The organism is Nocardia sp. NPDC057663, from assembly GCF_042799895.1.
GTDB lineage: Bacteria > Actinomycetota > Actinomycetes > Mycobacteriales > Mycobacteriaceae > Nocardia.
In genome coordinates this window covers 461,601-484,731 of the sequence record NZ_JBHVHX010000003.1, presented here as the reverse complement: position 1 = coordinate 484,731, position 23,131 = coordinate 461,601, and the positions used below count along the sequence as shown (strand labels likewise).

14 protein-coding genes are annotated in these 23,131 nt (G+C 70.7%); 1 reads left to right on the top strand and 13 read right to left on the bottom strand.

Features of this window, described 5'->3' with window-relative positions:
• Positions 1-14 precede the first annotated feature (14 nt).
• The 12 genes from ACFVAV_RS10265 to ACFVAV_RS10210 form a co-directional block, all read right to left on the bottom strand.
• Positions 15-137 carry a hypothetical protein gene (locus tag ACFVAV_RS10265; RefSeq protein WP_379032971.1) on the bottom strand — a complete coding sequence of 41 codons (123 nt, stop codon included), beginning with the start codon at positions 135-137 and terminating at the stop codon, positions 15-17.
• Positions 138-383: 246 nt separating this feature from the next.
• The gene (locus ACFVAV_RS10260; protein WP_379032968.1) at positions 384-1,757 is read right to left on the bottom strand and encodes an acetyl/propionyl/methylcrotonyl-CoA carboxylase subunit alpha; all 1,374 of its coding nucleotides are present in this window, start codon (positions 1,755-1,757) and stop codon (positions 384-386) included.
• Complete coding sequence (locus ACFVAV_RS10255; RefSeq protein WP_379032965.1) at positions 1,754-2,296, bottom strand: acetyl-CoA carboxylase biotin carboxyl carrier protein; 543 nt, start codon at positions 2,294-2,296, stop codon at positions 1,754-1,756. The genes ACFVAV_RS10260 and ACFVAV_RS10255 overlap by 4 nt, the downstream gene beginning before the upstream one ends.
• Before the next feature lie 245 nt (positions 2,297-2,541).
• Positions 2,542-4,230 (bottom strand): acetyl-CoA carboxylase, carboxyltransferase subunit beta, encoded by a 1,689-nt coding sequence (accD, locus tag ACFVAV_RS10250; protein WP_379032962.1) that lies wholly within the window; start codon positions 4,228-4,230, stop codon positions 2,542-2,544.
• The gene (locus ACFVAV_RS10245) at positions 4,227-5,795 is read right to left on the bottom strand and encodes a PfaD family polyunsaturated fatty acid/polyketide biosynthesis protein (RefSeq protein WP_379032959.1); all 1,569 of its coding nucleotides are present in this window, start codon (positions 5,793-5,795) and stop codon (positions 4,227-4,229) included. Before ACFVAV_RS10245 ends, accD begins: the two co-directional genes overlap by 4 nt.
• On the bottom strand, positions 5,792-7,867 hold the full coding sequence (locus ACFVAV_RS10240) for a beta-ketoacyl synthase (protein ID WP_379032956.1): 2,076 nt from the start codon (positions 7,865-7,867) through the stop codon (positions 5,792-5,794). The genes ACFVAV_RS10245 and ACFVAV_RS10240 overlap by 4 nt, the downstream gene beginning before the upstream one ends.
• Positions 7,864-14,271: a beta-ketoacyl synthase N-terminal-like domain-containing protein gene (locus tag ACFVAV_RS10235; protein ID WP_379032953.1), complete on the bottom strand. Its 6,408-nt coding sequence runs from the start codon at positions 14,269-14,271 to the stop codon at positions 7,864-7,866. Before ACFVAV_RS10235 ends, ACFVAV_RS10240 begins: the two co-directional genes overlap by 4 nt.
• Positions 14,272-14,305: 34 nt before the next feature.
• Positions 14,306-14,911: an SGNH/GDSL hydrolase family protein gene (locus tag ACFVAV_RS10230; RefSeq protein ID WP_379032950.1), complete on the bottom strand. Its 606-nt coding sequence runs from the start codon at positions 14,909-14,911 to the stop codon at positions 14,306-14,308.
• A 73-nt stretch (positions 14,912-14,984) separates the two neighbouring features.
• Positions 14,985-16,235, bottom strand: a complete 1,251-nt coding sequence (locus ACFVAV_RS10225) for an NAD(P)/FAD-dependent oxidoreductase (RefSeq protein ID WP_379032947.1) — start codon at positions 16,233-16,235, stop codon at positions 14,985-14,987.
• A gap of 142 nt (positions 16,236-16,377) precedes the next feature.
• On the bottom strand, positions 16,378-18,045 hold the full coding sequence (locus ACFVAV_RS10220) for an AMP-dependent synthetase/ligase (protein ID WP_379032944.1): 1,668 nt from the start codon (positions 18,043-18,045) through the stop codon (positions 16,378-16,380).
• A gap of 87 nt (positions 18,046-18,132) precedes the next feature.
• The gene (locus tag ACFVAV_RS10215; protein WP_379032941.1) at positions 18,133-19,056 is read right to left on the bottom strand and encodes a LysR family transcriptional regulator; all 924 of its coding nucleotides are present in this window, start codon (positions 19,054-19,056) and stop codon (positions 18,133-18,135) included.
• Positions 19,057-19,212: 156 nt separating this feature from the next.
• On the bottom strand, positions 19,213-19,884 hold the full coding sequence (locus ACFVAV_RS10210) for an O-methyltransferase (RefSeq protein WP_379032939.1): 672 nt from the start codon (positions 19,882-19,884) through the stop codon (positions 19,213-19,215).
• Positions 19,885-20,035: 151 nt separating this feature from the next.
• Between ACFVAV_RS10210 and ACFVAV_RS10205 the strand changes: the two genes are divergently transcribed.
• Entirely contained in the window at positions 20,036-21,343 is a 1,308-nt protein-coding gene (locus tag ACFVAV_RS10205; protein WP_379032936.1) for a lipase family protein, read from the top strand.
• 51 nt (positions 21,344-21,394) lie between these two features.
• On the opposite strand, the gene ACFVAV_RS10200 is transcribed toward ACFVAV_RS10205, so the two are convergent.
• Positions 21,395-23,116: an urease subunit alpha gene (locus tag ACFVAV_RS10200; RefSeq protein ID WP_379032933.1), complete on the bottom strand. Its 1,722-nt coding sequence runs from the start codon at positions 23,114-23,116 to the stop codon at positions 21,395-21,397.
• Positions 23,117-23,131: the final 15 nt, after the last annotated feature.

Here is a 23,131-nt window from a genome sequence, read left to right as displayed (position 1 = left end):
GGCCGAACGGGTGATCAGTACCGGTAGGCGTAGATGTAGCCGGACCGATCGGAATCGTCCGCGGGGAGGGCGAAGAGTTCCTCGAGCGCGTCCAGCTCGCGAGCGATATCGGTGTCGAGGATGTCGATGGTGTGCATTTCTTGGTTCCTTATCTTCGTTTCCGTCGCCGTGTGCGTCGGTAAACAAAGTGTCGGGAACAGCTGCTCGCCCGGATAGAAACCCTGGGGTGCGGAATTCATCACCCATCACCCGGGCGCCGGAATTCCGGAATGTGTTAACTCGACGACGACCAGCCACGATCGCCGGTCGCCGCGAGGGTGCCGGCACCCTATGATCGGAGTCCGGAACAGGAAGGCCCGCGGGTAAGCACTGTTCCGGATGCGTCAGCGGGCGGCGGTGGTGGCCGGGGCCGTGAAGGTGCCGATGAGGGCGGTGTCGTGGGTGGCGGCGCGGAAGCGGGGGTGGTCGAGGATGTCGTGCAGGAAATCGGTGGTGGTGGCGACGCCGGTACCGGTGATGGTGGTTTCGGCCAGGGCGCGGCGCATGCGGGCGATGGCGGCCGGGCGGTCCGGCGCCCAGACGACGACCTTGGCGAGCAGCGAATCGTAGTGCGGGGGAATCGCATAGCCCGCAGTGACATGGGTGTCGACGCGCACGAATTGACCACCGGGCAGCGCGCACTCGACGAGAGTGCCTGCGGCCGGGGCGAATTCGCGTTCCGGATCTTCGGCGTTGATCCGGCACTCGATCGATACGCCGCGCGGGCGGACATCGGCCGGCAGGGACAGCGGTTCACCCGCCGCGATGCGCAACTGTTCGGCGACCAGATCGACGCCGGTGACCATCTCGGTGACCGGGTGCTCGACCTGCAACCGGCAGTTGACCTCCATGAAGTAGAACTGCCCGTCGGGGCCGAGCAGGAACTCCACGGTGCCCGCGCCGACGTAGCCGGCCGCCTCGCAGCCGCGCACGGCCGCGGCGCCGATCCGTTCGGCGAGCTCGGCCGGCAGGCCGGGGGCGGGCGATTCCTCGACCAGTTTCTGGTGCCTGCGCTGTAGCGAGCAGTCGCGCAGGCCCAGGTGGGCGACCGTGCCGTGGGTGTCGGCGAGGATCTGCACCTCGACGTGCCTGGCCGATTCCAGATAGCGCTCCAGGTAGAGCCTGCCGTCCCCGAAGACCGCGGCGGCCGTGGCCCTGGTGTGCTGCCAGGCGGCGCCGAAATCGTCACTGTCGCGCACCACCCGCATGCCGCGGCCGCCGCCACCGGCGACGGCCTTGATGATCACCGGGTAGCCGATCTCCTCGGCCAGCGCCCGTGCCGCCTCGGCGTCGTCGATGGGGTCGCGGCTGCCGGGCAGCAGCGGCAGACCCGCGTCGGCCATCAGCGCCCTGGCCGTGGACTTGTCGCCCAGCCGGGCCATGACGGCGGCGGGCGCGCCGACGAAGACGAACCCCTCCGCCTCGCACACCTCGGCGAAATCCGGATCCTCGGACAGGAATCCGTAACCGGGGTGGATGGCGTCGGCGCCGGTGGCGCGGGCGGCCTCGATGATCGCGGGGATCGACAGGTAGCTGCGTTTAGCCGGGGCCGGTCCGATCTGCATGCGTTCGTCGGCCAGCCGAACCGCCGCCGAGTCCCGGTCGGCGGCCGAGTGCACCGCGACGGTCGCGATGCCGAGTTCCCGGCAGGTGCGGATGACCCGCACCGCGATCTCGCCGCGATTGGCGATCAGCACTTTGCGCAGGGGGCGGGTCACCGTAGCGCCTCGAACACGATCAGCGGCTGGCCGTGCTCCACGGCGTCACCGTTCTCGACGAGCAGTTCGGCGACCACGCCCTCCTTGGTCGCGGTGACCGGGATCATCAGCTTCATCGCCTCGATGATGCCGACCTGCTGGCCCGCGCGCACCGGGTCACCGGCCGAAACGAACGGCGCCGCACCGGGTTCCGGCGACCGGTAGAACACGCCGACGGTCTCCGCGGTCAGGGTGAAGGTGTCCGCGGCGGGCGCACTTTCGGTGCGGTCGGTGGGTGTCGGGGCGGCGGCTGGGGTGACCAGTGAGAGCCGTCCGGCCTCGGCCCCCGTGGGTTCGTGGCCGACGGCGGGCGCCGAGGCGGGACCGTCGTCCCAGGTGATGCGGAGCAGCACGGGGCCGTTGGCGACGGTCACCGACGTCGGGGCGGACGCGGTGGCGCGCACGGACATCGCGTGCCGGGTGAGCACCGCGAGGCTGTGATCGGCGTCGGTGGCACTCACCGCCCGCTGGGTGGATTCGCTGGTCGCTGACTCGGTCATCGGGTCTCCTGGCTCTCGGTGCGGGCGAGTCGAAGGGGCGGGGTCGGTACGTGCCGTGAGATGCAGGCCCTGCCGCAGCACCGTCCACGGGTTGCGGATCAGGAAGTCGGCCATGGGTTCTCCCGAGATCTGGCGGAACGCGGACCGTCGCCATGGTCGACGGCGGCAGCGTCTCTGGCGTTGCGGGCGCAGCGAGACCGTGTGCGGCACATCGCCGGTGACATCGAGCCCGCAGACGGAAGCGGTCATCGCGCTGCCGGGCTTTCCGGCCGAGTCAGACCGTAGGCCCGAAATCGGCTGTGCCGCTGGGCGAGCAGGTCGGCGGTCGGCCAGGCGCGCAGTTCGTGCACGGCCTGGCGCACCGCCCGCCGCAGCAGGGCGGCCGCGCCGACGGGGTCACGGTCGGCGCCGCCGTCCGGTTCGGGGATTACCGCGTCGGCGATGCCGAGTTCGAGCAGCGCGGCCGCGTCGACCCGCAGGGCTGCGGCAGCGCGCGGCGCGGCGGCCGGGTCCTTCCAGAGGATGGCGGCGCAGCCTTCCGGACTGATCACCGAGTAGACCGCGTTCTCGCACACCAGCACCCGGTCGGCCAGCGCGAGCGCGAGCGCTCCCCCGCTGCCACCTTCGCCGGTGATCACCGTGATCACCGGAACAGGCAGTCCCGCAAGCAGTTTCAGCGATTCGGCGATGGCGACCGCCTGGCCCTGTTCCTCGGCTTCGATGCCGGGGTAGGCGCCCGCCGTGTCGACCAGCGCGACGACCGGGCGGCCGAGTTTGGCGGCCAGCCGCAGCACCCGCACCGCCTTGCGGTAGCCCGCGGGCGTCGGCATGCCGTAGTTACGTTCGGTCAGTTCGGCGCCGGTGTGGCCCTTCTGGGTGCCGATCACCACGACCGGCAACCCGTCGAGCCGAGCCAAGCCGGCGATCATGGCGGGGCAGTCCGCCGACATGCGGTCGCCGTGCAATTCGACGAAATCGTCGAACGCGGCGGCCAGATAGTCCAGGGTCGTCGGCCTGCCGAGTCTGCGCGCCGCGCGTACGCGATCCCATGATTCACCGATGGTGAGCGCGGCCGGGTCGGTGATGACCGCGTCCGCGTCGCCGGGCCCGGTGCGGCGCAGTGGGCGGTTCGTCATCGCGACCAGCCGCGCCAGGCGGGCGCGCAGTGCCGAGCGGTGGCAGATCATGTCGACGATGCCGTGTTCCAGGAGGAACTCGGCGGTCTGGAAGCCGGCGGGCAGGGTCTGGCCGATGGTCTGCTGGATCACCCGCGGGCCCGCGAAGCCGAGGCGCGCACCGGGTTCGGCGACGATGATGTCGGTGGCGGTGGCGAAGGAGGCGGCCACGCCACCATAGGTCGGGTCGGTGATGACGGAGACGGTCAGCACGCCCGCGTCGTCGAGGCGGCGCAGCGCGCGGCTGGTCTTGGCCATCTGCATCAGCGCGAGGATGCCCTCCTGCATCCGCGCCCCACCGGAGGCGGTGACGAGCACCAGCGGCGCGCGATCGGCGAGTGCCGCTTCGGCCGCGGCGGTGACCGCTTCGCCGACGGCGCTGCCGAGACTGCCGCCGAGGAAGCGGAAGTCCATGACCGCCAGCACGATCGGGGTGCCGTCGACGGTGCCGCGCACGCAGCGGATCGCCTCGGGCAGGCCGGTCGCCGTGCGCGCCTGCTCCGCGCGCTCGGTGTAGGCGCGGGTGTCGGTGAATGCGAGCGGGTCGGTGACGGTCGCCGCGGTGGCGATCGGCGTGGCCGAATCCTCGTCGAGGAGCTGGTCGATGCGCTGATCGGCGGTGAGCATGCCGTGGTCGTCGCATTCCGGGCAGACCCGGTCGGCGCGTTCGTAGCGTTTGAGATAGATCACGGTCTGGCAGGCCGGGCACAGCATCCAGGCGGTGCCGATGGTCGCGGTTCCGGTCTCGACGATGGTCATCGGTCCTCCAGCGGACGTGGGACGTAGCGGGCGCAGGCCGCGGGCAGCCGGACACCGGCGGTCCGCAACTGGGCGACACGGGTGAGGTAGGCGGCGCCGAACATCAGCTGGCCCGCGATATCGGCGACGGCACGGTTCTCCGGTGCGGCCAGATAGGTGTCCGCCACCCAGGTGTTGAAGGCGCCCATCGCGGGGCCGCACCAGATCTGATAGTCGGCGACCCGGTCGGCTTCGCCGCGGATGCTCCAGCCCGAGGACAGACCGAGATACCAGCGGAACACCAACGCCATCTTGGCTTTCGGGTCCTGCTCGGCGCCCGCGAGCTGGGCGGGGTCGCGTTCGGTGAAGTACCGGACGCACTCCCGCCACACCTCGTCGAGCGGCCTGCGGAACAGCGCCGACTCGAGCTCGGCGCGCAGCGTCGGGGGCAGTGCGTCGAGTCCGTCGTAGGCGCGGTAGGTGTCGTAGAGGCGCTGGGCGCGGGCGGCGAACATGGTGCCCCGACGCAGGACCTGCACCTGCACACCGAGTTCGAACATGTCCGAGGACGGCGACATGGCGCAGTCGGCGAATTCGGCACGGGCCAGCAGGTTCTTGGTGGCGTCGCACTGCGCCGCCTCCCTGGCCGACTGGTTGACCGACCCCGTCACCACGTAGGCGGCGCCGAGCCCGAAGGCCGCCGCGACGGCGTCCGGGGTGCCGAGGCCGCCCGCGGCACCGATGCGGACCTGACCCGCACCGGTGACCGAGGTGACCAGCCGGTCGCGGGCCGCGATCAGCTCGGGCAGCAGGACCGTCAGGGGCCTGCGGTCGGTGTGGCCGCCCGAGTCGGCCTCGGCGGTGATGTCGTCGGCCATCGGCACCTGCTCGGCGAGGCGTGCCTGCTCCTCGGTGATCCGGCCCGCCGCGACCAGGTCGCGCAGCAGCCGCACCGGAGCAGAGCGCAGGAACAGCTCGGCCACCTCGACGCGGGAGACCTTGGCGATCACCCGGTGTCGTCGTTCGATGCCGCCCTGCCGGTCGACCGCGAGTCCGGCGGCGCGGTAGCGCACCACCTCGGCGGTGAGATCCATGAAGGCCGAGGCCTCCACGCAGCGCACGCCGTGGCGCAGGCAGGCGTCGATGATGGCGCGTTCCAGCGCGGGTTCGCTGGGACTGTGGATGAGGTTGCAGGCGAACGGCTGTGCGCCCAGTTCCCCGGCCAGCTCGCCCAGCGCCGCGTCGACCACGGACGGCGCGACACCGGCCGCACCGTACGCGGCCAGATAGCCGTTGCGTGCCATGGCCTTCACCAGTGCGGGTGCGGCGATGCCGTTGGCCATCGCGCCGGCGGCATAGGCCGCCCTGACACCGTGCGCGGTGCGGAAAGCGCTGTCGCCGAGGCGTTCCGGTGGCAGCGGCGCGACGGCCGCCAGTACCTGGGCCCCGGCCGCCACGGCCTCGTCGGCGGTGGCGCCGACCCGGCCGTCGGTGCGGACGATCCAGACCGGGGCGTCCAGGTCGAGCAGCAGTGCGGTGATCTCCTCGACGGTGCTCGCCACCGAGGGGGTGCGCATCGTGGTCATCGCGCCGCCCGATCGACGAGTTCGACGGCCAGGTCGGTCACTTCGTAGATCCGCAGGCCCGGCTTCCACAGCGAACCGTCCACCACCGCGGTCACGCCGTGCGGGCCGCGGTGCAGCGCCTTGATGTGCGCTTCGAGCTCGACGGTGCCGTCGGTGGGCAGGAACTGGCCGCGGTAGCGCCAGCTGAACGGGATACCCGCCGGGATCCGGAACACCGGATCGGCCATGCCCTCGGAGTGGCCCGCGTCGACGAGCCATTCCTGCACGGCGTGGATCACCGATTCGACGCCGAGCGAGCCGGGGATGACCGGGTCGAGATGGAAGTGGCGGGTGAAGAACCAGTCGCCGGGGTCGATGGCGCGCAGCGAATGCAGGTATCCCGCACCGTGTTTGCCGCCACCGTCGACGACCTCGACCCGGTCGATCAGGGTCAGGGTGCGGCGCGAGCACAATGGTGCGGCCAGGTCGGCGCGGCGGGCGGCCACGTCGATCGTCCGCACCGGTGCCTGCGGGTTCTCGGCCAGCCAGGACGGCGCGGGGCGACCGGCGTCGAGGCCGGTCTGGTTGGCCAGTGCCTCATCGCTGAAGTAGCCGAACATGGTTTCGCCGGTGTAGAACGGTTCACCGTCGACGCTGAGGGTGTAATCGAAGGTCTGCAGCGAGGATCCGGGCAGGATCGTCGTCGACAGCATCCGGGAGGACTGCTCGATCGTGCGGTCACGGAGATCGACCTGGCGCAGCACCGTTGCCGTGCCGCCCAGATTGCGCAGGCTCAGGGTGGTGCCGGGCTGGGTCAGGGTCGGTCCGGCGTAGTAGCCCATGAGCAATGCCGCCTGCAGCGAGGTCTCCATGTACACGAAGTGCGGCATGGAGTCGTTCGCCGTGTCGGCGTAGTACCAGGAATCGGCGGGTGAATCGTATTCGGTGGTGTACGACGCGTGGTCGAGAGTGCCGCGCGCACCGTCGAAGTCGCGGACCCGGTCGACCAGGAGCAGGCCGCCGGTGGGCAGGCGGGTCGCGCGGACGCCGGTGTACTCCGCGAACTCCGGGCCCATGGCGATCGCCTGGTCGCCGCGGGCCAGGTGGGTCATGTGGAACTCGTTGAGCAGCAGGCTCGGTACTGCCTTGCCCGGGCCGACGCCCGAGCCGGCCGGTTCGGTGACCGCGACCTCGACGGCCACGCTCGGCGCACCACCCGAGAAGCTCACGGTGCCGGTGACGTGCGGGCGGGGAACGAGATCCAGGCCGGTGACGACGAGCTCCAGGGTGCCCTGCGTCGCCCCGGTTCCGGCAGCGGTGGAACCGGTCACGACCGAGGTCGTCTCAGTCCCGGCCGCGGTCAGCTCAGGCACAACCCGGGTTGCGCCGGTCAGCGTGCTGCGCGACAGGCACAGGTGCATGCCGGTGAACAGGGCGAAGACTTCGGCGGCCTGCCGCCCGGCCGCGCCGGGCGCACCCTCGTAGCGGGCGACCACGCGGCCGTCGCCACTCCCGCCGTAGAGCTCGATCAGCTCGATTTCCCTGAGCACCAGCGGTTCTCCAGCGGCGAGGCGGACAGCCACCTCGACCCCGTCGCGCTGATAGGCGGGCCCGAAGACCTCCGTGACCGCGCCCTCGGCCAGCAGCGCCAGCGCCGCCCGGTCGAGATGGGTGCGGCCGGTCCGCGCCAAGGGCTTGAACGCACCTTCCCGCGCCGCGATCCCGGTGACGCGACCTGCTTCGCGGGTCCCGCGGTGACCGCGCTGCCCGTTTGTGCGGCCGGTGTCCGCCGTGGCGACAGCCTCGTCGCCGGATGTCGCCGAACCAGTCGCCCGCACCCACAGTGCGCGCTGCATGGCGACCTGTGCGGCGAGGGCGGCGCGGTGCGCAGTGACGACTCCGGTGCGCAGTTCGGCGATCGGGCTCGGCACCGAATCAATCACTGCTGCATCGGAGTACAGCGAGACCGCCGAGGTGGGCGCAGGCTCCGGCGCCTGCGTGATGAACGTTGTGGACAGCTCCGCCTGCCCGGTCCGTGCGTCGACCGCGCCGACCGGGTCGAAGGCGATGCCGTCGAAATCGAGGATTGTCATCGGGTCCACTCCCTCACCGAGGTCTGGAACTTCTCCGTCAGATCGGGCGTCGTGAGGACGGTGACGTCCGAGAAGCGCTGCAGCACTGTGCCGTCGGTGGCCAGTGCGGTCGCGTCGATGCGGGCTTCGAGCCGCCCGGCGCGCGGGTTGTCGACCACCAGGACGAACGGATCGGTGGCAGGCAGCGGGTGGTGGTAGTCGATCCGGCCGACACCCAGCGGCAGGCACGCCGCGCCGAGCAGGCGGTGGCCGAGGACCGGCGGGCCCTGCAGGATCAGGTCGGCGGCGACCGGATCGTGCAGCCGGCCCGCGTAGGCGCCGTCGGCGACCGGGCCGGTGGGCAGGAAGCACTCCAGGACGATCGCGCTGTCGCTCTCGGACCGGATGGTGCGCAGGCCCTGCAATGCCGGCGCGTGGAACTGGACGGCGTCGGCGTAGATTCGCTCGGCACCGGTTCCCGGACCGGCCACGATCGACTGGCTGCCCCCGTCCTCGGGACCTGCCGCGAGCAGCAGGGTCGCCCGGAAGTGGACCGCCTTGTCACCGAACACGGTGGCACGCACCGCGGTCCGGCCGTCGACGTCGGCGACGGGTTCGAGCTCGATCTCCAGTGCGGTGACCGGATGATCGAAGACGAGCCCCTTGAGTACCTGGTAGTCGCGGACCCCGATCACGGTGCGGCCCGGGCGGGTTCGCTCCGCGAGGTTGATCATCGCGCCGAGCCCGAAGGTGGCGGGCAGCACGATGTGCGCACCGATCTGATGGGCGGCGATCACGGGCTCGTCGACCAGGCCGGTGATGTCACGGCGGGCGCGCACCGGTGCGGCCGGGCATTCGCCCGTCGACAGTGCGGTCGCCGCGCCGACCAGCAGCACCGGTTCGGGCCTGCGGTCCGCGGTGAACTGCGCGGTGAACGCCGCGGCGCCCGCCGCGGGGGCCAGCAGCGGGATGCCGCGGGTCTGGAAGTGTTCGCGCAGTTCGGCGGTCACCATGCCGCCGTCCCAGGCGCCCCAGTCCAGTGCGGTGACCCGATGGCCGGGATGCCTGCGCCGCCAGCTCACGGCGAAGCGGCACAGGGCCTCGTTCGCCGCGGCGTAGTCGGCCTGCCCGGTGTTGCCGAACAAGCCGGCCACCGAGGTGAACAGGACCAGGTCCTTGGGCTCCCCTACCGCGGCCAGGACGGCGGCGAGACCACCGATCTTGGGGCGCAGAACCCGGCCGATCGAGTCCGCCGTCTTGTCCGGGATCAGGGAGTCGGCCAGCACACCCGCGCCGTGCACGACACCGGTGACACGCTCGCGCCACGGTGCGATCGCCTCGGCGAGCGCGGCCGCGTCGGTGGCGTCGACAGCCAGGTAGTCGGCGCGATCACCGAGAGTCGCCAGGGTGGAACGGATCTCGCGGACGGCACGGATCTCGCCGCATGCCCGGTCGATATCCTTCGGCTTCACGCCGGTTCCGGCCAGCGCGCGCACCGCCGCCGGCTTGAGGTCGCCGTCGGCGACGCCATCAGCCCACACCGGTTCGCCGGTCAGCCGGGTCCGGCCGAGCAGGACGAATCGCGCCGCGCTGTGCTCGGCGAGGGCGAGCACACAGGTGGCGGTGACACCTCTGGCGCCGCCGGTCACCAGCAGTACGTCGTCGGCGGTCAGCACCGAAGGCGCGAACGCTGTTGCAGCGCTGACGATCTCCGTGGTGACGGCGGGCTTGTGCCCGCTCGGCACCGGAGTGCGCCGCTGACCGGAGCCGTCGATGCCCACCTCGATGGTGTCGATCGCGGCGTCGCACAGCTCCTCGAGCACGATCTGGGCCACCCGTCCCGGTGTCGCTGCCGGGGCGATGTCGAGGGCACGGCAGAACAGTGCCGGTTCCTCGGCGGCCAGGGTCTTCACCAGACCACCGAGACCACCCAGCAGCGCGGGTACGGGATCGGCGTCACCGAGCAGACCCAGGTGCCCGTCGAGGCGGGTGACGGTGACATAGCCCGCGCGACCGCTCGCACCGCGCAGTGCGGGCAGAACCCGGCCGCTGAACAGGATGGCCTCGGTCAGGATGTGTTCGGCCTGGTCCCATTCCGACGCGACGCCCGCCACGACGACACACACGTCCGCCGGGCCGCGCACGGTGTCGGCCGGGCCGACTCGCTGCACCGTCCAGCTCCGTTCGCGCAGTGTCTCCTCGATCGCCTCGGCATCGGTCTCGGCCGAAGGATCCAGGCAGACCACCAGCGCACGACCAGCCAGGCGATACGGATCGACCGCCAGGTCGACCGGCGCCAGCCCGACGAGTTCGACGACGTGCCGCGGCGTTTCGGCCGCGGCCTCAGCTTTTGGGTGGACATCACCCCCGGCCAGCTCGGCCACGATCTGATCCAGTGATCGCAGGGTGCCGAGCTGCTCGGGTCCGAGACTGGGCAGGTTCGGGAACCGTTCCTGCAGTGCGCCGATCACCTGGACCCGCTTGATCGAGTCCACGCCGAGATCCGCTTCCAGATCCATTGTCGGATCGACCATCTCGACCGGGTAACCGGTTTTGTCGGCGACAACTTCCCGCAGGGCCTGCCGCAGGGTGTCGGCGGTGGCGGCAGCGTCGGCCGGGGCGGCAGCGTCGGCCGGGGCGGCCGCGGCGGGAGCGGGCGCGGCAGGGGCGGGCGCGGCAGAGGCGCTGTCCGCGGTGGCGAGCAGGTCCGCGATCTGGTCCAGTGTGCGCAGGGTGCCCAGCTGCTCAGGGCCCAGGCTGGGTAGCGACGGGAAGCGCTCCTGCAGCGCGCCGATCACCTGCACGCGCTTGATCGAGTCGACGCCGAGATCGGCTTCCAGATCCATGGTGGGGTCGACCATCTCGACCGGGTAGCCGGTCTTGTCGGCCACGACCTCACGCAGCGCGGCGCGGACAGCGTCACCGGTGATCGCGGCGGCGGGCGCGGCGACCTGCGGCACGGTGGCAGCGACCTGCGGCACGGCAGGAGTGTGCTGGGGCGTGACAGCGGCGGGCTGGGGCGCAGCAGGTGCCGGAGCCGCAGTGGCGGCAGCACCATTCGCCGCGGGAGCGACCGGAGAAGCGTGCCCGTTGGTGGGCGCGGGGGCCGGTGCGGGAGTCGGCGCGGCGATCGCCGGCACCGCGGGTGCGGCGGTGATCGCCCGCATGGCGGGCCGGGTGACGGCCACGGCGCGGGGGCCGGTCACCGCCGCGCCGCCCTCGAGCTCGGCCAGCTGGGCGAGCACGTCGCCGGCCCGCGAGTGGCTTTCGCTGATCGCGATGCCGTGATCCTTCACCGCTTCGATGGCGCGCAGGGTGTTCTCGTCGAGCGTGCCCTTGCTCAGCGCGCCGGCAAGGCCACGGGCCAGGTCGAGCTGGCCGTCCAGGTACTGCCGGTGGGTGTCCAGGTGCTGCACCAGGGCGGTGTCGAGCGAGTCGCTCGTCCGATACGCGGACGAGCCGGGGGCGGGGATGGTCACGAGCTGTTCCTCCACGGTCGGGGCTACCACCGGTTGGTGCACCGCGAACGGTTGCGGCGCGGCTGTTGATACGGGGATCGAGGCGGCGACGGGTTCGGTAGCCGCTGGGGGCCGCGACGCGGCGAGCTGAACCGAGTAGTCCCCGGACAGCGCTTCGGCGTAGGCGGTACGGCGACTGTCAGGCACGTATTCCGGCGCCGACAGGGTTACCGTCATCCTGTCGGCGGCCGGGGCGCCCGGCCGGGTTTCGGTGGCGGCGTAGCGGTTGATGCCCGCGATCTCGACACCGAGGACGGCCAGGCGCACCGCGGCACGCTTGAGCGCCACATCGCCGTTGCCGATGGGGCCGGAATCGGTGGCGAAGGCGATCACGTCGTCGCCGAGGGTGCGCCGCACCAGCGAGGTGAGTACCTGCTTGGGACCGCATTCGACGAACACGGTGCACCCGTCGGCGTGCATGGCCCGCAGCGCGTCGACGAACTCGACCGGCTGACTCAGCTGCGCGGTCAGCGTCGCCCGGTTGGCGGCGACGTCGGCGCCGTAGGACGCGCCCGCGGTGTCGGCGTAGACCGGTGCGTCGGGCTCGGTGATGTCGACTTCGTCGACCGCGGCGCCGAATTCGGTCACCGCGTGCGCGACATAGGGCGTGTGGAAGGCCGCGGCCACCGGCAGATCCCGGGTGGCCCAGCCCTTGTCGGCACTCCGCGCGGTGAAGGCGGCGATGCCCTCCGGGCCGCCGCCGACGACGATCTGATCGGGGGCGTTGTGGTTGCAGATCCACACATCGCCGAGATCGGCCAGCGCCTCGGCGACGTCCTCGCGCGGTGCGTTGACGGCCACCATCGTGCCCGCCTCGGCACCGTCGGCCACGGTCATCGCCGCGCCACGCGCCCGGGCGAGGGTGCAGAAGTCCTCGGTGCTCAGCGCGCCCGAGGCCCACAGGGCCGTCAGCTCGCCGAAGCTGTGGCCGAGGTAACCGTGCGCCCGCAGACCGAACTCGGTGAGCACCCGGAACTGGCCCGCCGCGAGCGCGCCGATCGCAGGCTGCGCGAATTCGGTACGGCGCAGGGCGGATTCCTGCTCGGCACGCGCCTGCTCGGTGAAGGCGGGCGGCGGGAACACCACCGCGCCCAGTCGCTGCCCGGCACCGACGAACGCGGCATTGGCGGCGTCGAAGGCCGCGCCGACCGGCGGATTGTTCAGCGCCGCATCCAGACCCATGTCCACGTACTGGCTGCCCTGGCCTGCGAACAGCACACCGACCTTCGCCTCCGGCAGCGCCGCGGCGCGGAAGTAGACACCCTCAGGGTGATCCCAGTGTGCCGCTTCGGGATTGCGCACCATCTCGTCGACGGCCAGCGCGCGCAGATCGGCGGCGGTGTCCTCGTCGACGGACACGAAACCGATGCGGGCGTGGTCGGCGGGGATGTCGCCGCCGTCGGTGCCTGGGGTGCTGCGGACGACGTCGATCAGGCCCGCGACATCCGGCGCGTGCCACAGGTGCGCGCGGGGCACACGATGCAGCACCTGCCCGCGTTCACTGTCGGCTTCCTCGAGCACGAGATGGAAGTTGGTGCCGCCGAAGCCCATTGCCGACGCCGCGGCCCGGCGCACGGGGCGCTGCGGGTCGCGTACCCACGGCCGGGTCTTCGTGTTGACGTAGAACGGGGTGTGCGCGGCGTCGATCTCGCTGTTGGGCGCGTCGACATTGATCGTCGACGGCAGGATCTTCTGGTGCAGGGCGAGCGCGAGTTTCATCACGCCCGCGGTGCCCGCGGCGCCCTTGGTGTGCCCGATCTGCGACTTCACACTGCCCAGCGCGGCGAACCCGGTCTCCGAACTCGCGTCGGCGAGCAGCCCTTTCAGCGCGGTCAGCTCGGTCTTGTCGCCGACCGCGGTACCGGTGGCGTGCGCCTCGATCAGCTCCACGTCGGCGGGCGAGCACTCGGCGTCGGCGTAGGCGCGCTCCAGCGCCACCCGCTGGCCCGCGGCGACCGGCGCGTAGATGCTCTTGGCGCGACCGTCGCTGGAGGAGCCGAGACCACGGATCACCGCGTAGACGCGGTTGCCGTCGCGGCGGGCATCGGCCAGCCTGCGCAGCGCCAGCATCGTGATGCCCTCGCCCAGCAGGGTGCCGTCGGCCTCGGCGGCGAACGGGCTGATCCGGCCGGTCGGCGACAGCGCGCCGACCTTGCTGAAGCACAGGTAGATGAAGATCGAGTTCTCGGTGTCGACGCCACCGGTGATCATCATGTCGGCGCGGCCGTCCTGCAGTTCGGCGATCGCGGTGCGGATGGCGGCCAGCGAGGCCGCGCACGCCGCGTCGACGGTGCAGTTGATGCCGCCGAGCCCGAGCCGGTTGGCGACACGGCCCGCCACCACATTGGCGAGCAGACCGGGGAAGGAGTTCTCCTCCCACGGTGCGAACGCGGCGACGAAGCGGCGCGAGATCTCCGAGACGTCGCTGTCGGACAGGCCGACCGAGCGGGCCGCCTCCTCGAGCACCGGGGTCGACAGGCGCGCGGCCAGCGGATGCATCAGCGGCACCGGGCCGGTGGTGCCCAGCACCACGCCGGTGCGCGCCGGGTCGTACCACTGCGAACCGGTCGCGCCCGCGTCGATGAGCAGATCCCGTGCGACCCCCAAGCTCAGGGTCTGCATGGTGCTGGTGACCTCGAGCTGATTCGGCGGCATGCCGAACTCCAGCGGATCGAACTCGACGTCGGGCAGGAAAGCGCCGCGGCGCGAATAGGTCTTGTCCGGCGCCGAGCGGTCGGCGTCGTAGTAGTCGTCCAGGCTCCAGCGCGACGCGGGCACCTCGGAGGTGCAGTCGACGCCGTCGATGATGTTCTGCCAGTACTCGCGGTGGGTGTGTGCCTTGGGCAGCAGACCCGACATCCCGACGATGGCGATCGGGTCGCGGGCCAGACGTCGTTCGTCCGTCACGTAATTTCCTCTCGAAAACGGGCAGTCGCGACACTCAAGCGGCGACAGTGGTGGCGGTGGTCGACGAGATCAGTTCGGCCGCGGTGGCGGCGAAGAGGCGGTGGCCCGCCGGACTGGGGTGCAGACCGTCGGCGGTCCACACCTCCGGCCGGGCCCAGTCGGGGTGCGCCGCGATATCCAGCAGCAGGGTGCCGGTGTCGGCGGTGACGCGGGCGAGCACCTCGTTGGCGACGGCGAATCGCTCGCGCAGCAGGGCGCGGAAGCCGTCGGGGACGGGCAGCCGGGCGGGGATGTCGGGGTAGGTCGCCGTGAACACGGTGGCGTTGCCCGCCCGCAGGGTGGTGAAGATGGTGTGCAGGTTGTCGGCGAAACGGTCCTCGTCGTACGCGCTGACCAGGTCGTTCACGCCGACTACCACACCGTAGAGGCCGGCCCGGGCGCTCGTCGCCGCCGGCAGCTGACCCGCGACGACATCGCCGGTGGTGGCGCCGTGGGTGCCGAAGTTGCGGATCGTGGTGGGGCGCAGGCCGAGCTGGCCGCCCAGCCGCGACACCCAGCCCCGGTAGCCGCCCGCCGCGGCCGGGTCGCCCCGGCCTTCCACGAAGCTGTCGCCGAGCGCCGTCAGGCCGGCCGTGATCATGCTGCCACCTCCTGCGGCATGCCCGGGCGCCCTGCGTGGTGACGCTGCGCTACCGCCTCCGGGCGCTGACCGTTCATGCCGAGACTCCGGTATTCACCACGTGCCGGTCGGCGACGGGGAAGTTCACCTCTTCGTAGAGCGCGGCCAGCTCCTCCTCGCCGAAGAACTTGTCCGGCGGGTACAGCCCGGCGATCAGACCGAAGAACTTCTTCGAGTAGTGCTCGCTCTTGCTCGCCGCGCGGAACACCGAGTCGTAGTACGGCGTCAGCGTGAGGTCGGAGATGGACTGGGTCAGCTCGTAGGTGCTGGCGCTCTGGGCGTCGCGCTCGCGCTGGTACTCCGGCATGGTCTCCTCGAACGGGCGTGCGCCCGAGAGGCTTTCGTGCACCAGGTCGGCCAGCAGCTGGCTGTACTTGAAGGCGTCGGTGATGCCCCAGCCGGTGAACGGGTCCTTGTGGTAGCCCGCGTCGCCGACCAGCGCCCAGCCGGGACCGAAGGACTGGCGGCGGTAGTTGTCCGGGTACAGCATCGGCCGGAACGGCTCGACACGCTTGCCGGTGTCCCGCAGGCGCGCACCGATTTCGGGGTCGATCTGGTCGACGATCTCCTGCACGCCCGCATCGGGATCGGTGCGGAAGTCACGGAACCGGTCGCGCTTGCGCATGACCGCGACCAGGGCCAGGCCGTCGTTGGTCGGCCAGGACGCGAACTGCTGCTCACCGAAACCGGTGCGGTGGTGCATGCCCCAATCGACGCCCTCGTAGTACGAGTAGTAGATGAAGCAGGCGGCGGGCGAACCCTCGTAGGTGGCCGCGCCGACCTCCTTGGCGACGATCGAGTTCGAGCCGTCGGCGCCGACCACGAGCTCGGCGCGGAACTCCTGCTCGGGGCCCTCACCGACGCGGCCGCGGATACCGGCGACCCGGTCGCCGTCGCGCAGCAGCCCGGTGACGGTGAAGCCCTCGATCACCTCGGCGCCGGACTCCCCCGCCGCGTCGACCAGGATCTTGTCGAGCACGGTGCGGCGCGGGCAGTACACGGCGTCGATGCCGTCGGCCGACGGATCGGCCATGCCCGGGATCACGATGTCGGTATAGGTGAACTCGAGGTGGCGGATCGGCGGGCAGCCGGTGGCCACCACGGCGTCGAGCAGGCCCCAGGACTTCAGAAAGCCGAGGCCGGCCTGGTGGATGTAGTGCGTGGACGGGGTGTCGCTGGGAAAGGTCGCGCGATCCACGGCGAGCACCCGGTAGCCCTGACGGGCCAGCAGCATGGCCAGGGGCGAGCCCGCGACCCGGGTTCCGACGACGATGACGTCATACATGATGTGATCACTTTCGGTGGTCGAATTCCGATTTCGAGTCTGTCGCCGGTGTATTGCGGAAACCATGGCGGGCCACCGCAATTCATCGGCCGATCGGTCCCGGCTATCGTCGGCGGGACCGTGGAGGGAATTTCGCGCCGTGTTACCCGCGCGACACGTACAGCTGATCTATTTCCGCGGAATAGGTTTCGGCGATCGCGGCCCTGCGCAATTTCAACGACGAGGTCAGCAGGCCGGCGTCGACGGTGAAATCGCCGTCGACGACGCGGAATGCGCGAATGGATTCGGGACGCGACACCAGTGAGTTGGCGTCGTCGACGGCGGCCTGGATCTCGGTGGCCGGATCGTCGTCGGGATGGTCGATACGCCACTTCGCCGCACGGTCGGCGTCGAGGGTGATCAGCGCGGTCACGAACGGGCGCCCGTCACCGACCACCATGCAGTTGCTGACCAGTGGATGCAGCCGGACGCGGTCCTCGAGCGGCGTCGGTGCGACGTTCTTGCCGCCGGAGGTCACCAGGATCTCCTTCTTGCGCCCGGTGATCCGCAGGTGGCCGTCGTCGAGTTCGCCGATGTCGCCGGTGTGCAGCCAGCCCTCGTCGTCGACGGGCCGCTGGTCGGCGGCCGCGCCCCAGTAGCCGGGCGAGACATGCGGGCCGCGGACCAGCACTTCACCGTCGGCGCCGATGCCGACCTCGGTGCCGGGGATCGGGCGGCCGACGGTGCCGAGCCGGTTGGTGGCCGGCGCGCTCACGGTGACCGCGGTGGCCGCCTCGGTGAGGCCGTAGCAGTTCAGGATCACCACGCCGAAGCCGGCGTAGAAGCCCGCCGTGGTGTCGTCGAGGGACGCGCCACCGGAGATCACGTAGCGCAACCGACCGCCGAACGCGGCGGACACGGCGTCGTCGCCCGCGGCGGGCACCGCGCCGTCGGACAGCAGCGCGAGGCCACGCTCGACCGCCTCCGCCTCCTGCTCCGCGGTGAGCAGCGCGCGCGTGTGCTTGCGAATCTTCTCCAGCGCGTAGGGAATCAGCGCCAGGAACGTGGGGCGCAGCCGGGCCAGCGCGGGCACCAGATCGGGCACGCCGGGCAGCAGATGGGTGCGGCTGCCGCCGTAGAGGCAGGCGAACAGGATCGTCTGGCCGAACACGTGCGAGAGCGGCAGCGCCAGCACCGTCGTGCCGTCGAACAGCGCGCCGGTCTGCCGGGAGGTGTTCGCGGCGGTGACATACATATTGCGGTGGCTGATCATGCAGCCCTTGGCCAGACCGGTGGTGCCGCTGGTGTAGACGATCATCGCCAGATCGCCGGCGCCGACCGCCGCGATCCGCTCGTCGAGCGCCGGATGCTCCTCGCCCGTCGACCACGCGCCGAGGTCGTCGAAGGACCACACCGTGCCCTCGGCCGCACCGGCCGCGACCAAACGGGCTGCGTCGTCGGCGGTTTCGGCCGCGAAGAAGCGGCTGCCGCTGTCACGCAGGATGTGTTCGATCTGCGCGGGCGACGAGGTCGGGTACACCGGCACGATCACCGCGCCGACGGCCAGGGCGGCACAGTCGAGCAGCGCCCACTCCAGGCTCGTGCGGCCGAGCACAGCCACGCGATCACCCGCGGCGACCGATCGGTCGAGCAGCGCCGAGGCCAGTGCGCGGACCCGGGTGTCGAGTTCGCCGGTGGTCAGCTGGGTTCCGTCGGCGGCACACAGGGAATGGCGCGCGGGGTCACGCCGGGCCGCTTCGGAAACAATCGCGTACAGGCTGGAGGTATCGGATGGAACGAATCCGTTCGCGGTGACAGACACTGTGTTCACGAAATGAATTCTTCACGGCGGCAACCATTCCCGTCGCCGCCGTCATCGCCGTTCCTACCGCACGAGAGTCATGTCCTATCGACGGGTTCAGGCCGACAATGCCCGGGCATCATCTATCTGTGCCGATTCGATGCATTCCAGGAACAGCGACACGGCGGGATTCGGTTCGTCGGCACGCCACACCGCGTGCAAATCCAGGGTCGGCACCGGATCGAACAATTTCACCGCCACCGAACTACTGCCCGGCACACCCATTCCCATCGAAATCGCCCGCGGGAGCGAGGCGAACCCGACCAGGGGACGGACCGAGACCATGTGCGCGGTGGCGCCGGGGTCGTCCGCCGAATGCGTGACGTTGAGCGAGATCCTGGTCTCGGCCGCGGAGCGCAGGATCGTGTCGTACATCGCGGGACATTGCTCCCGCGCGAACAACACGCAGTCCTGGCTCTGTAATTCGGCGAACGGCACACCTGGCCGGTCCGCCCACCGATGTCGTCTCCCGACGACGGCCACCAGCGGAACCCGGTGCAGCAGACGGCGATACCGGAAGTCCGCGGTGCTGGGGTGACCGTAGACCAGGGCCAGATCGAGTGAGCCGTCGGCGAGGCCGGCCAGCTGCGGCCCGGTCCGCTTCTCCCACAGCGACACCACGATGTCGGGGTGCCGTTCGGTCATCCTGGTCAGGGCCTCCGGCAGCACATGTCTGCTGGCGGGAAGGTTGTAGCCGATGTTCAGACTGCCCGCGCGACCTTCGGCGGTCGCCTTGGCCGCCTGGGCGGCGCGGTCGAGCTGGGCGACGATCTGGCGGGCCTGGAGTTCGAACTCCCGTCCCGCCGGGGTCAGCCGCACCTCATGGGAGTTGCGGGCGACCAGTTGGACGCCGAGCGACTTCTCCAGCTTCTGCAGCTGGGCACTGAGACTTGGCTGGGTCAGATGAAGGCGCTGCGCTGCGCGACCGAAATGTAACTCTTCGGCGATGGTGATGAACGAAATGAGGTGTCGGAATTCCATGACGCCGGGCTCCTTCCGAGTACCACCACGCTATCGAGGGCGGATAACCGGTGATGAATACCGTTCGCCCAGTAGTCGCCGCGCGCGTTGCCGGTGGGTGAACCCGTACCGGGTGCGGCGTGGGAAGGAGTCCCCACTCTACCGCGCCTGCGGCCTTCAGGAGCGGGGACCGTTGACGACCGCGTAGGCGAAACCGTCCCAGCCCTTGGAGCCGACTGTTTGCACGACCGTCGCGTCCAGGCTCGGCTCGGCGGCGAGCAACTCGACGAGTTCGCGGCTCGCGCGGACGTTCGGATCCTCGGAATGCTCGTCGGCCACCGCGCCACCGCGCACGACATTGTCGACGATGATCACCGACCCCGGATGGGTCAGCCGCAGCGCCCACTGCACGTAGTTGGCGTTGTTGACCTTGTCGGCATCGATGAACACCAGGTCGAACGGTTCGGTCGCGTCCTCGGCGACCTCCGGCAGGGTGTCCAGCGCCGCCCCGACCCGGATGTCCACCCGCGCACCGACCCCGGCCCGGTCCAGGTTCTCCCGGGCGACCTTGGCGTGGCGCGGCTCGAACTCGAGGGTCACCACGGTGCCCTCGTCCCCGACCGCCCGCGCCAGCCATTCGGTGCTGTATCCGCCGAGCGTGCCGACCTCGAGCACCCGCCGGGCACCGGCGCTCCGGGCGAGCAGATGCAGGAACTTGCCTTGGGGCGGGGAGACATCGATCGCGGGCAGGCCCGCGTCGGCGTTCGCGGCGAGCGCCGGAGCGCCGTCGTCCCCGATGAGCGCGTCCACGAGATAGCGGTCGACACCGGCCCAGTCGTTGTCCGTCATAGGCGCCAGTGTGCCAGCCCGGGTTTTCCGGCGTGCGGTAACCGTGTTACCGTCCGGTACGCCGCTGCGCCGTGACCTGGGTCATGATCTACCTCCGCTGCGGCTCAGAACACGTCCGCGACGGTGCGGACGTGGCATCGATGGGAGTGATATGCGGCAATCACGATCGCTGGCGCGCCGGGCGGCGCTGACGGCGGTGGCGTGTCTGGCGGCAGTGGCGGGTCACGGAGCAGGCGCCCAGCAGGTGGCGGCGGAGCCGATGAACGCCTTCTACACACCGCCCGCGGCGATTCCGGAGACGCCGGGTGCGATCGTGAAGACGCAGCCGATGACGATTCTCGCGACGCCGCCGACCGCGGCGGGCTGGCCGACGCAGGCGCAGCACGTCATGTACACCTCGCGGCTGCAGGACGGCTCCCCCGTCGCGGTGAGCGGCACCTACATCGAACCGAAGAATCCCTGGCAGGGCGCCGGACCGCGGCCGACCGTGGTCATCGGGCCCGGCACCTCGGGCCAGGCGGACCGGTGCGCGATGTCGGTGGCGTTCTCGACCGGTATCTCGGTGACCGCCGATCCGCTGGGTCTGTCGGCGAATCAGGAACTGCCGTCCTCGGCGGTGTGGACCGCGCTGGGCGCGCGGGTGCTGATCACCGACTACATCGGTCTCGGCACCCCGGGCATCCACACCTACGCCAACCGGTTCGAGAGCGGCCACGCGATCCTCGACGGCGCGCGCGCCGCCAACGCGCTCGGCGGTGTCGGACCCGAGACTCCCCTGGTCCTCTGGGGCTATTCACAGGGCGGCGGCGCCACCGCGGCGGCCGCGGAGATGCAGCCCGAGTACGCGCCGGAACTGAATCTGAAGGGCACCTGGGCAGGCGGTCCGGTCGCCGACCTCTCGGAGATTCTGGAACGCATCGACGGCGCGCTGATCGGCGGCGCGATCGGATTCGGGGTCAACGCCATGCTCGCCCGCTACCCCGAACTCCACCAGGCGGTGGACCGGGTGATCAGCCCCTCCGGACGCGCCATGCTCGCGACCCTGAGCGAATCCTGCGTGGCCGATCTGATCACGTATCACCCGTTCCTGAAGACGAATTCGCTGACCATCGACGGCCGTTCGCTCACCGAGCACCTCGCCGAGATGCCGGAGGCGGCACCGGTGCTCGCGGAGCTGCGCATCGGCAGCATGAAGCCGGCCACCCCGGTCCTCATCACCAGCGGCCGCAACGACGACACCGTCCCCTACGGGCAGGCCCGCCGCCTCGCCGAGGACTGGTGCGGCCAGGGTGCCACCGTCACCTTCCGCACCAACGAGCTGCCGCCGATCCTGCCGGGCACGACGATTCCGAACCACTTCGGTCCGGAACTGATCGACGGCTTCGGTCCCGACAACGCGGTGACCTACCTGCTGGACCGGCTTGCGGACAAGCCGGTCAGCGGCTGCTCGTTCGACTGAGCGCGCCGCACGCGATGCCCCGCCGACACTGTGGTCGGCGGGGCATCGCCGTCAGAACAGGAAGTAGCGCTGGGCCATCGGCAGCTCGGTGGCCGGTTGCTCGGCCCACACCTCGCCGTCGACGCGGACCGTGAAGGTGTCGGGGTCGACCTCGATGTGCGGCATGGCGTCGTTGTGCGGCATGTCAGCCTTGGTGACCTGGCGGACATTCTTGACCGGCACCAGCTTTCGGCGCACGTTCAGCCGGTTCGCGAGACCGTCGTCGATGGCCTGCTCGGAGACGAAGTGCAGTGACGTGGCCGCGGCAGCGGTCGCCGCGGCGCCGAACATGGGGCGCGGCAGCACCGGCTGCGGGGTGGGGATGGACGCGTTGGCGTCACCCATCGCGGCCCAGGCGATCATGCCGCCCTTGAGGACCGCATGCGGGCGGACACCGAAGAACGCGGGCTCCCACAGCACCAGATCGGCCAGCTTGCCGACCTCCACCGAGCCGATCTCGGCATCGAGACCGTGCGAGATCGCCGGGCAGATGGTGTATTTGGCGATATAGCGCCGCACGCGGGCGTTGTCGGCCGCGCCGTCACCGGGCAGGGCGCCGCGACGCCGCTTCATCACGTGCGCGGTCTGCCAGGTGCGCAGCACCACTTCCCCGATGCGGCCCATGGCCTGGGAGTCGGAGCCGATCATGGAGATGGCGCCCAGGTCGTGCAGCAGGTCTTCGGCGGCGATGGTGGACGGCCGGATCCGCGATTCGGCGAAGGCCAGGTCCTCGGGGATCGACGGGCTCAGGTGGTGACAGACCATGAGCATGTCGAGGTGCTCGTCGAGGGTGTTGATCGTATGTGGCCGGGTGGGATTGGTGGAGCTGGGCAGCACGTTGAGATGCGAAGCGACGGTGATGATGTCGGGCGCGTGCCCGCCGCCCGCGCCCTCGGTGTGATAGGCGTGGATGCCGCGACCGGCGATGGCGGCGACGGTGTCCTCGACGAACCCGGCCTCGTTCAGCGTGTCCGAGTGCAGCGCCACCTGCACGCCCGCCGCGTCGGCGACGGTGAGGCACGCATCGATCGCGGCGGGCGTGGAACCCCAGTCCTCGTGCAGCTTGAAACCCGAAGCGCCGGCGCGCAACTGCTCCCACATGGATTCCTGGCTGACCGTGTTGCCCTTGCCGAGCAGCACGATGTTCATCGGCCAGTGATCGAGGGATTCCAGCATCCGCGCCAGATGCCAGGAGCCGGGAGTGACGGTGGTGGCCTTGGAGCCCTCGGCCGGGCCGGTGCCGCCGCCGATGAGCGTGGTGATGCCGCCGCCGAGCGCCTCGTCCATCAACTGCGGGCAGATGAAGTGCACGTGGCAGTCGATGGCGCCCGCGGTGAGGATGCGGCCGTTGCCCGCGATGATCTCCGTCGACGGACCGACGACGAGGTCCGGGTGCACGCCCGACATGGTGTCGGGATTACCGGCTTTCCCGATGCCGCAGACGCGGCCGTCGCGGATGCCGACGTCGGCCTTGACGATGCCCCAGTAATCGATGATCACGACACCGGTGATGACGGTGTCGGGTGCGCCGTCGGCACGCGTGGCCCGCGACTGACCCATCGATTCGCGCAGCACCTTGCCGCCGCCGAACACGGCTTCCTCACCGGCGAGACCCGGTCCGCCGCTGCGGTCCTCGGTGATCTCGATGATCAGGTCGGTGTCGGCGAGCCGGATGCGGTCGCCGGTGGTCGGCCCGAACAGCTCGGCGTAGCGGGCGCGGCTCAGTTCGGTCATCGGTTCTCTCCCGAG

Bases quoted from the DNA above. Each gene is read 5' to 3' on its own strand.
- ACFVAV_RS10205 (WP_379032936.1), top strand. From the start codon at position 20,036: ATGCGGCAATCACGATCGCTGGCGCGCCGGGCGGCGCTGACGGCGGTG.
- ACFVAV_RS10255 (WP_379032965.1), bottom strand. From the start codon at position 2,296: ATGACCGAGTCAGCGACCAGCGAATCCACCCAGCGGGCGGTGAGTGCC.
- ACFVAV_RS10265 (WP_379032971.1), bottom strand. From the start codon at position 137: ATGCACACCATCGACATCCTCGACACCGATATCGCTCGCGAGCTGGAC.
- ACFVAV_RS10215 (WP_379032941.1), bottom strand. From the start codon at position 19,056: ATGGAATTCCGACACCTCATTTCGTTCATCACCATCGCCGAAGAGTTA.
- ACFVAV_RS10230 (WP_379032950.1), bottom strand. From the start codon at position 14,911: ATGATCACGGCCGGCCTGACGGCGCTCGGCGACAGCTTCGTGGAAGGC.
- ACFVAV_RS10210 (WP_379032939.1), bottom strand. From the start codon at position 19,884: ATGACGGACAACGACTGGGCCGGTGTCGACCGCTATCTCGTGGACGCG.
- ACFVAV_RS10200 (WP_379032933.1), bottom strand. From the start codon at position 23,116: ATGACCGAACTGAGCCGCGCCCGCTACGCCGAGCTGTTCGGGCCGACC.
- ACFVAV_RS10240 (WP_379032956.1), bottom strand. From the start codon at position 7,867: ATGACAATCCTCGATTTCGACGGCATCGCCTTCGACCCGGTCGGCGCG.
- accD (WP_379032962.1), bottom strand. From the start codon at position 4,230: ATGACCATCGTCGAGACCGGAACCGCGACCATCGGCACCGCCTGGATG.
- ACFVAV_RS10245 (WP_379032959.1), bottom strand. From the start codon at position 5,795: ATGACCACGATGCGCACCCCCTCGGTGGCGAGCACCGTCGAGGAGATC.
- ACFVAV_RS10225 (WP_379032947.1), bottom strand. From the start codon at position 16,235: ATGTATGACGTCATCGTCGTCGGAACCCGGGTCGCGGGCTCGCCCCTG.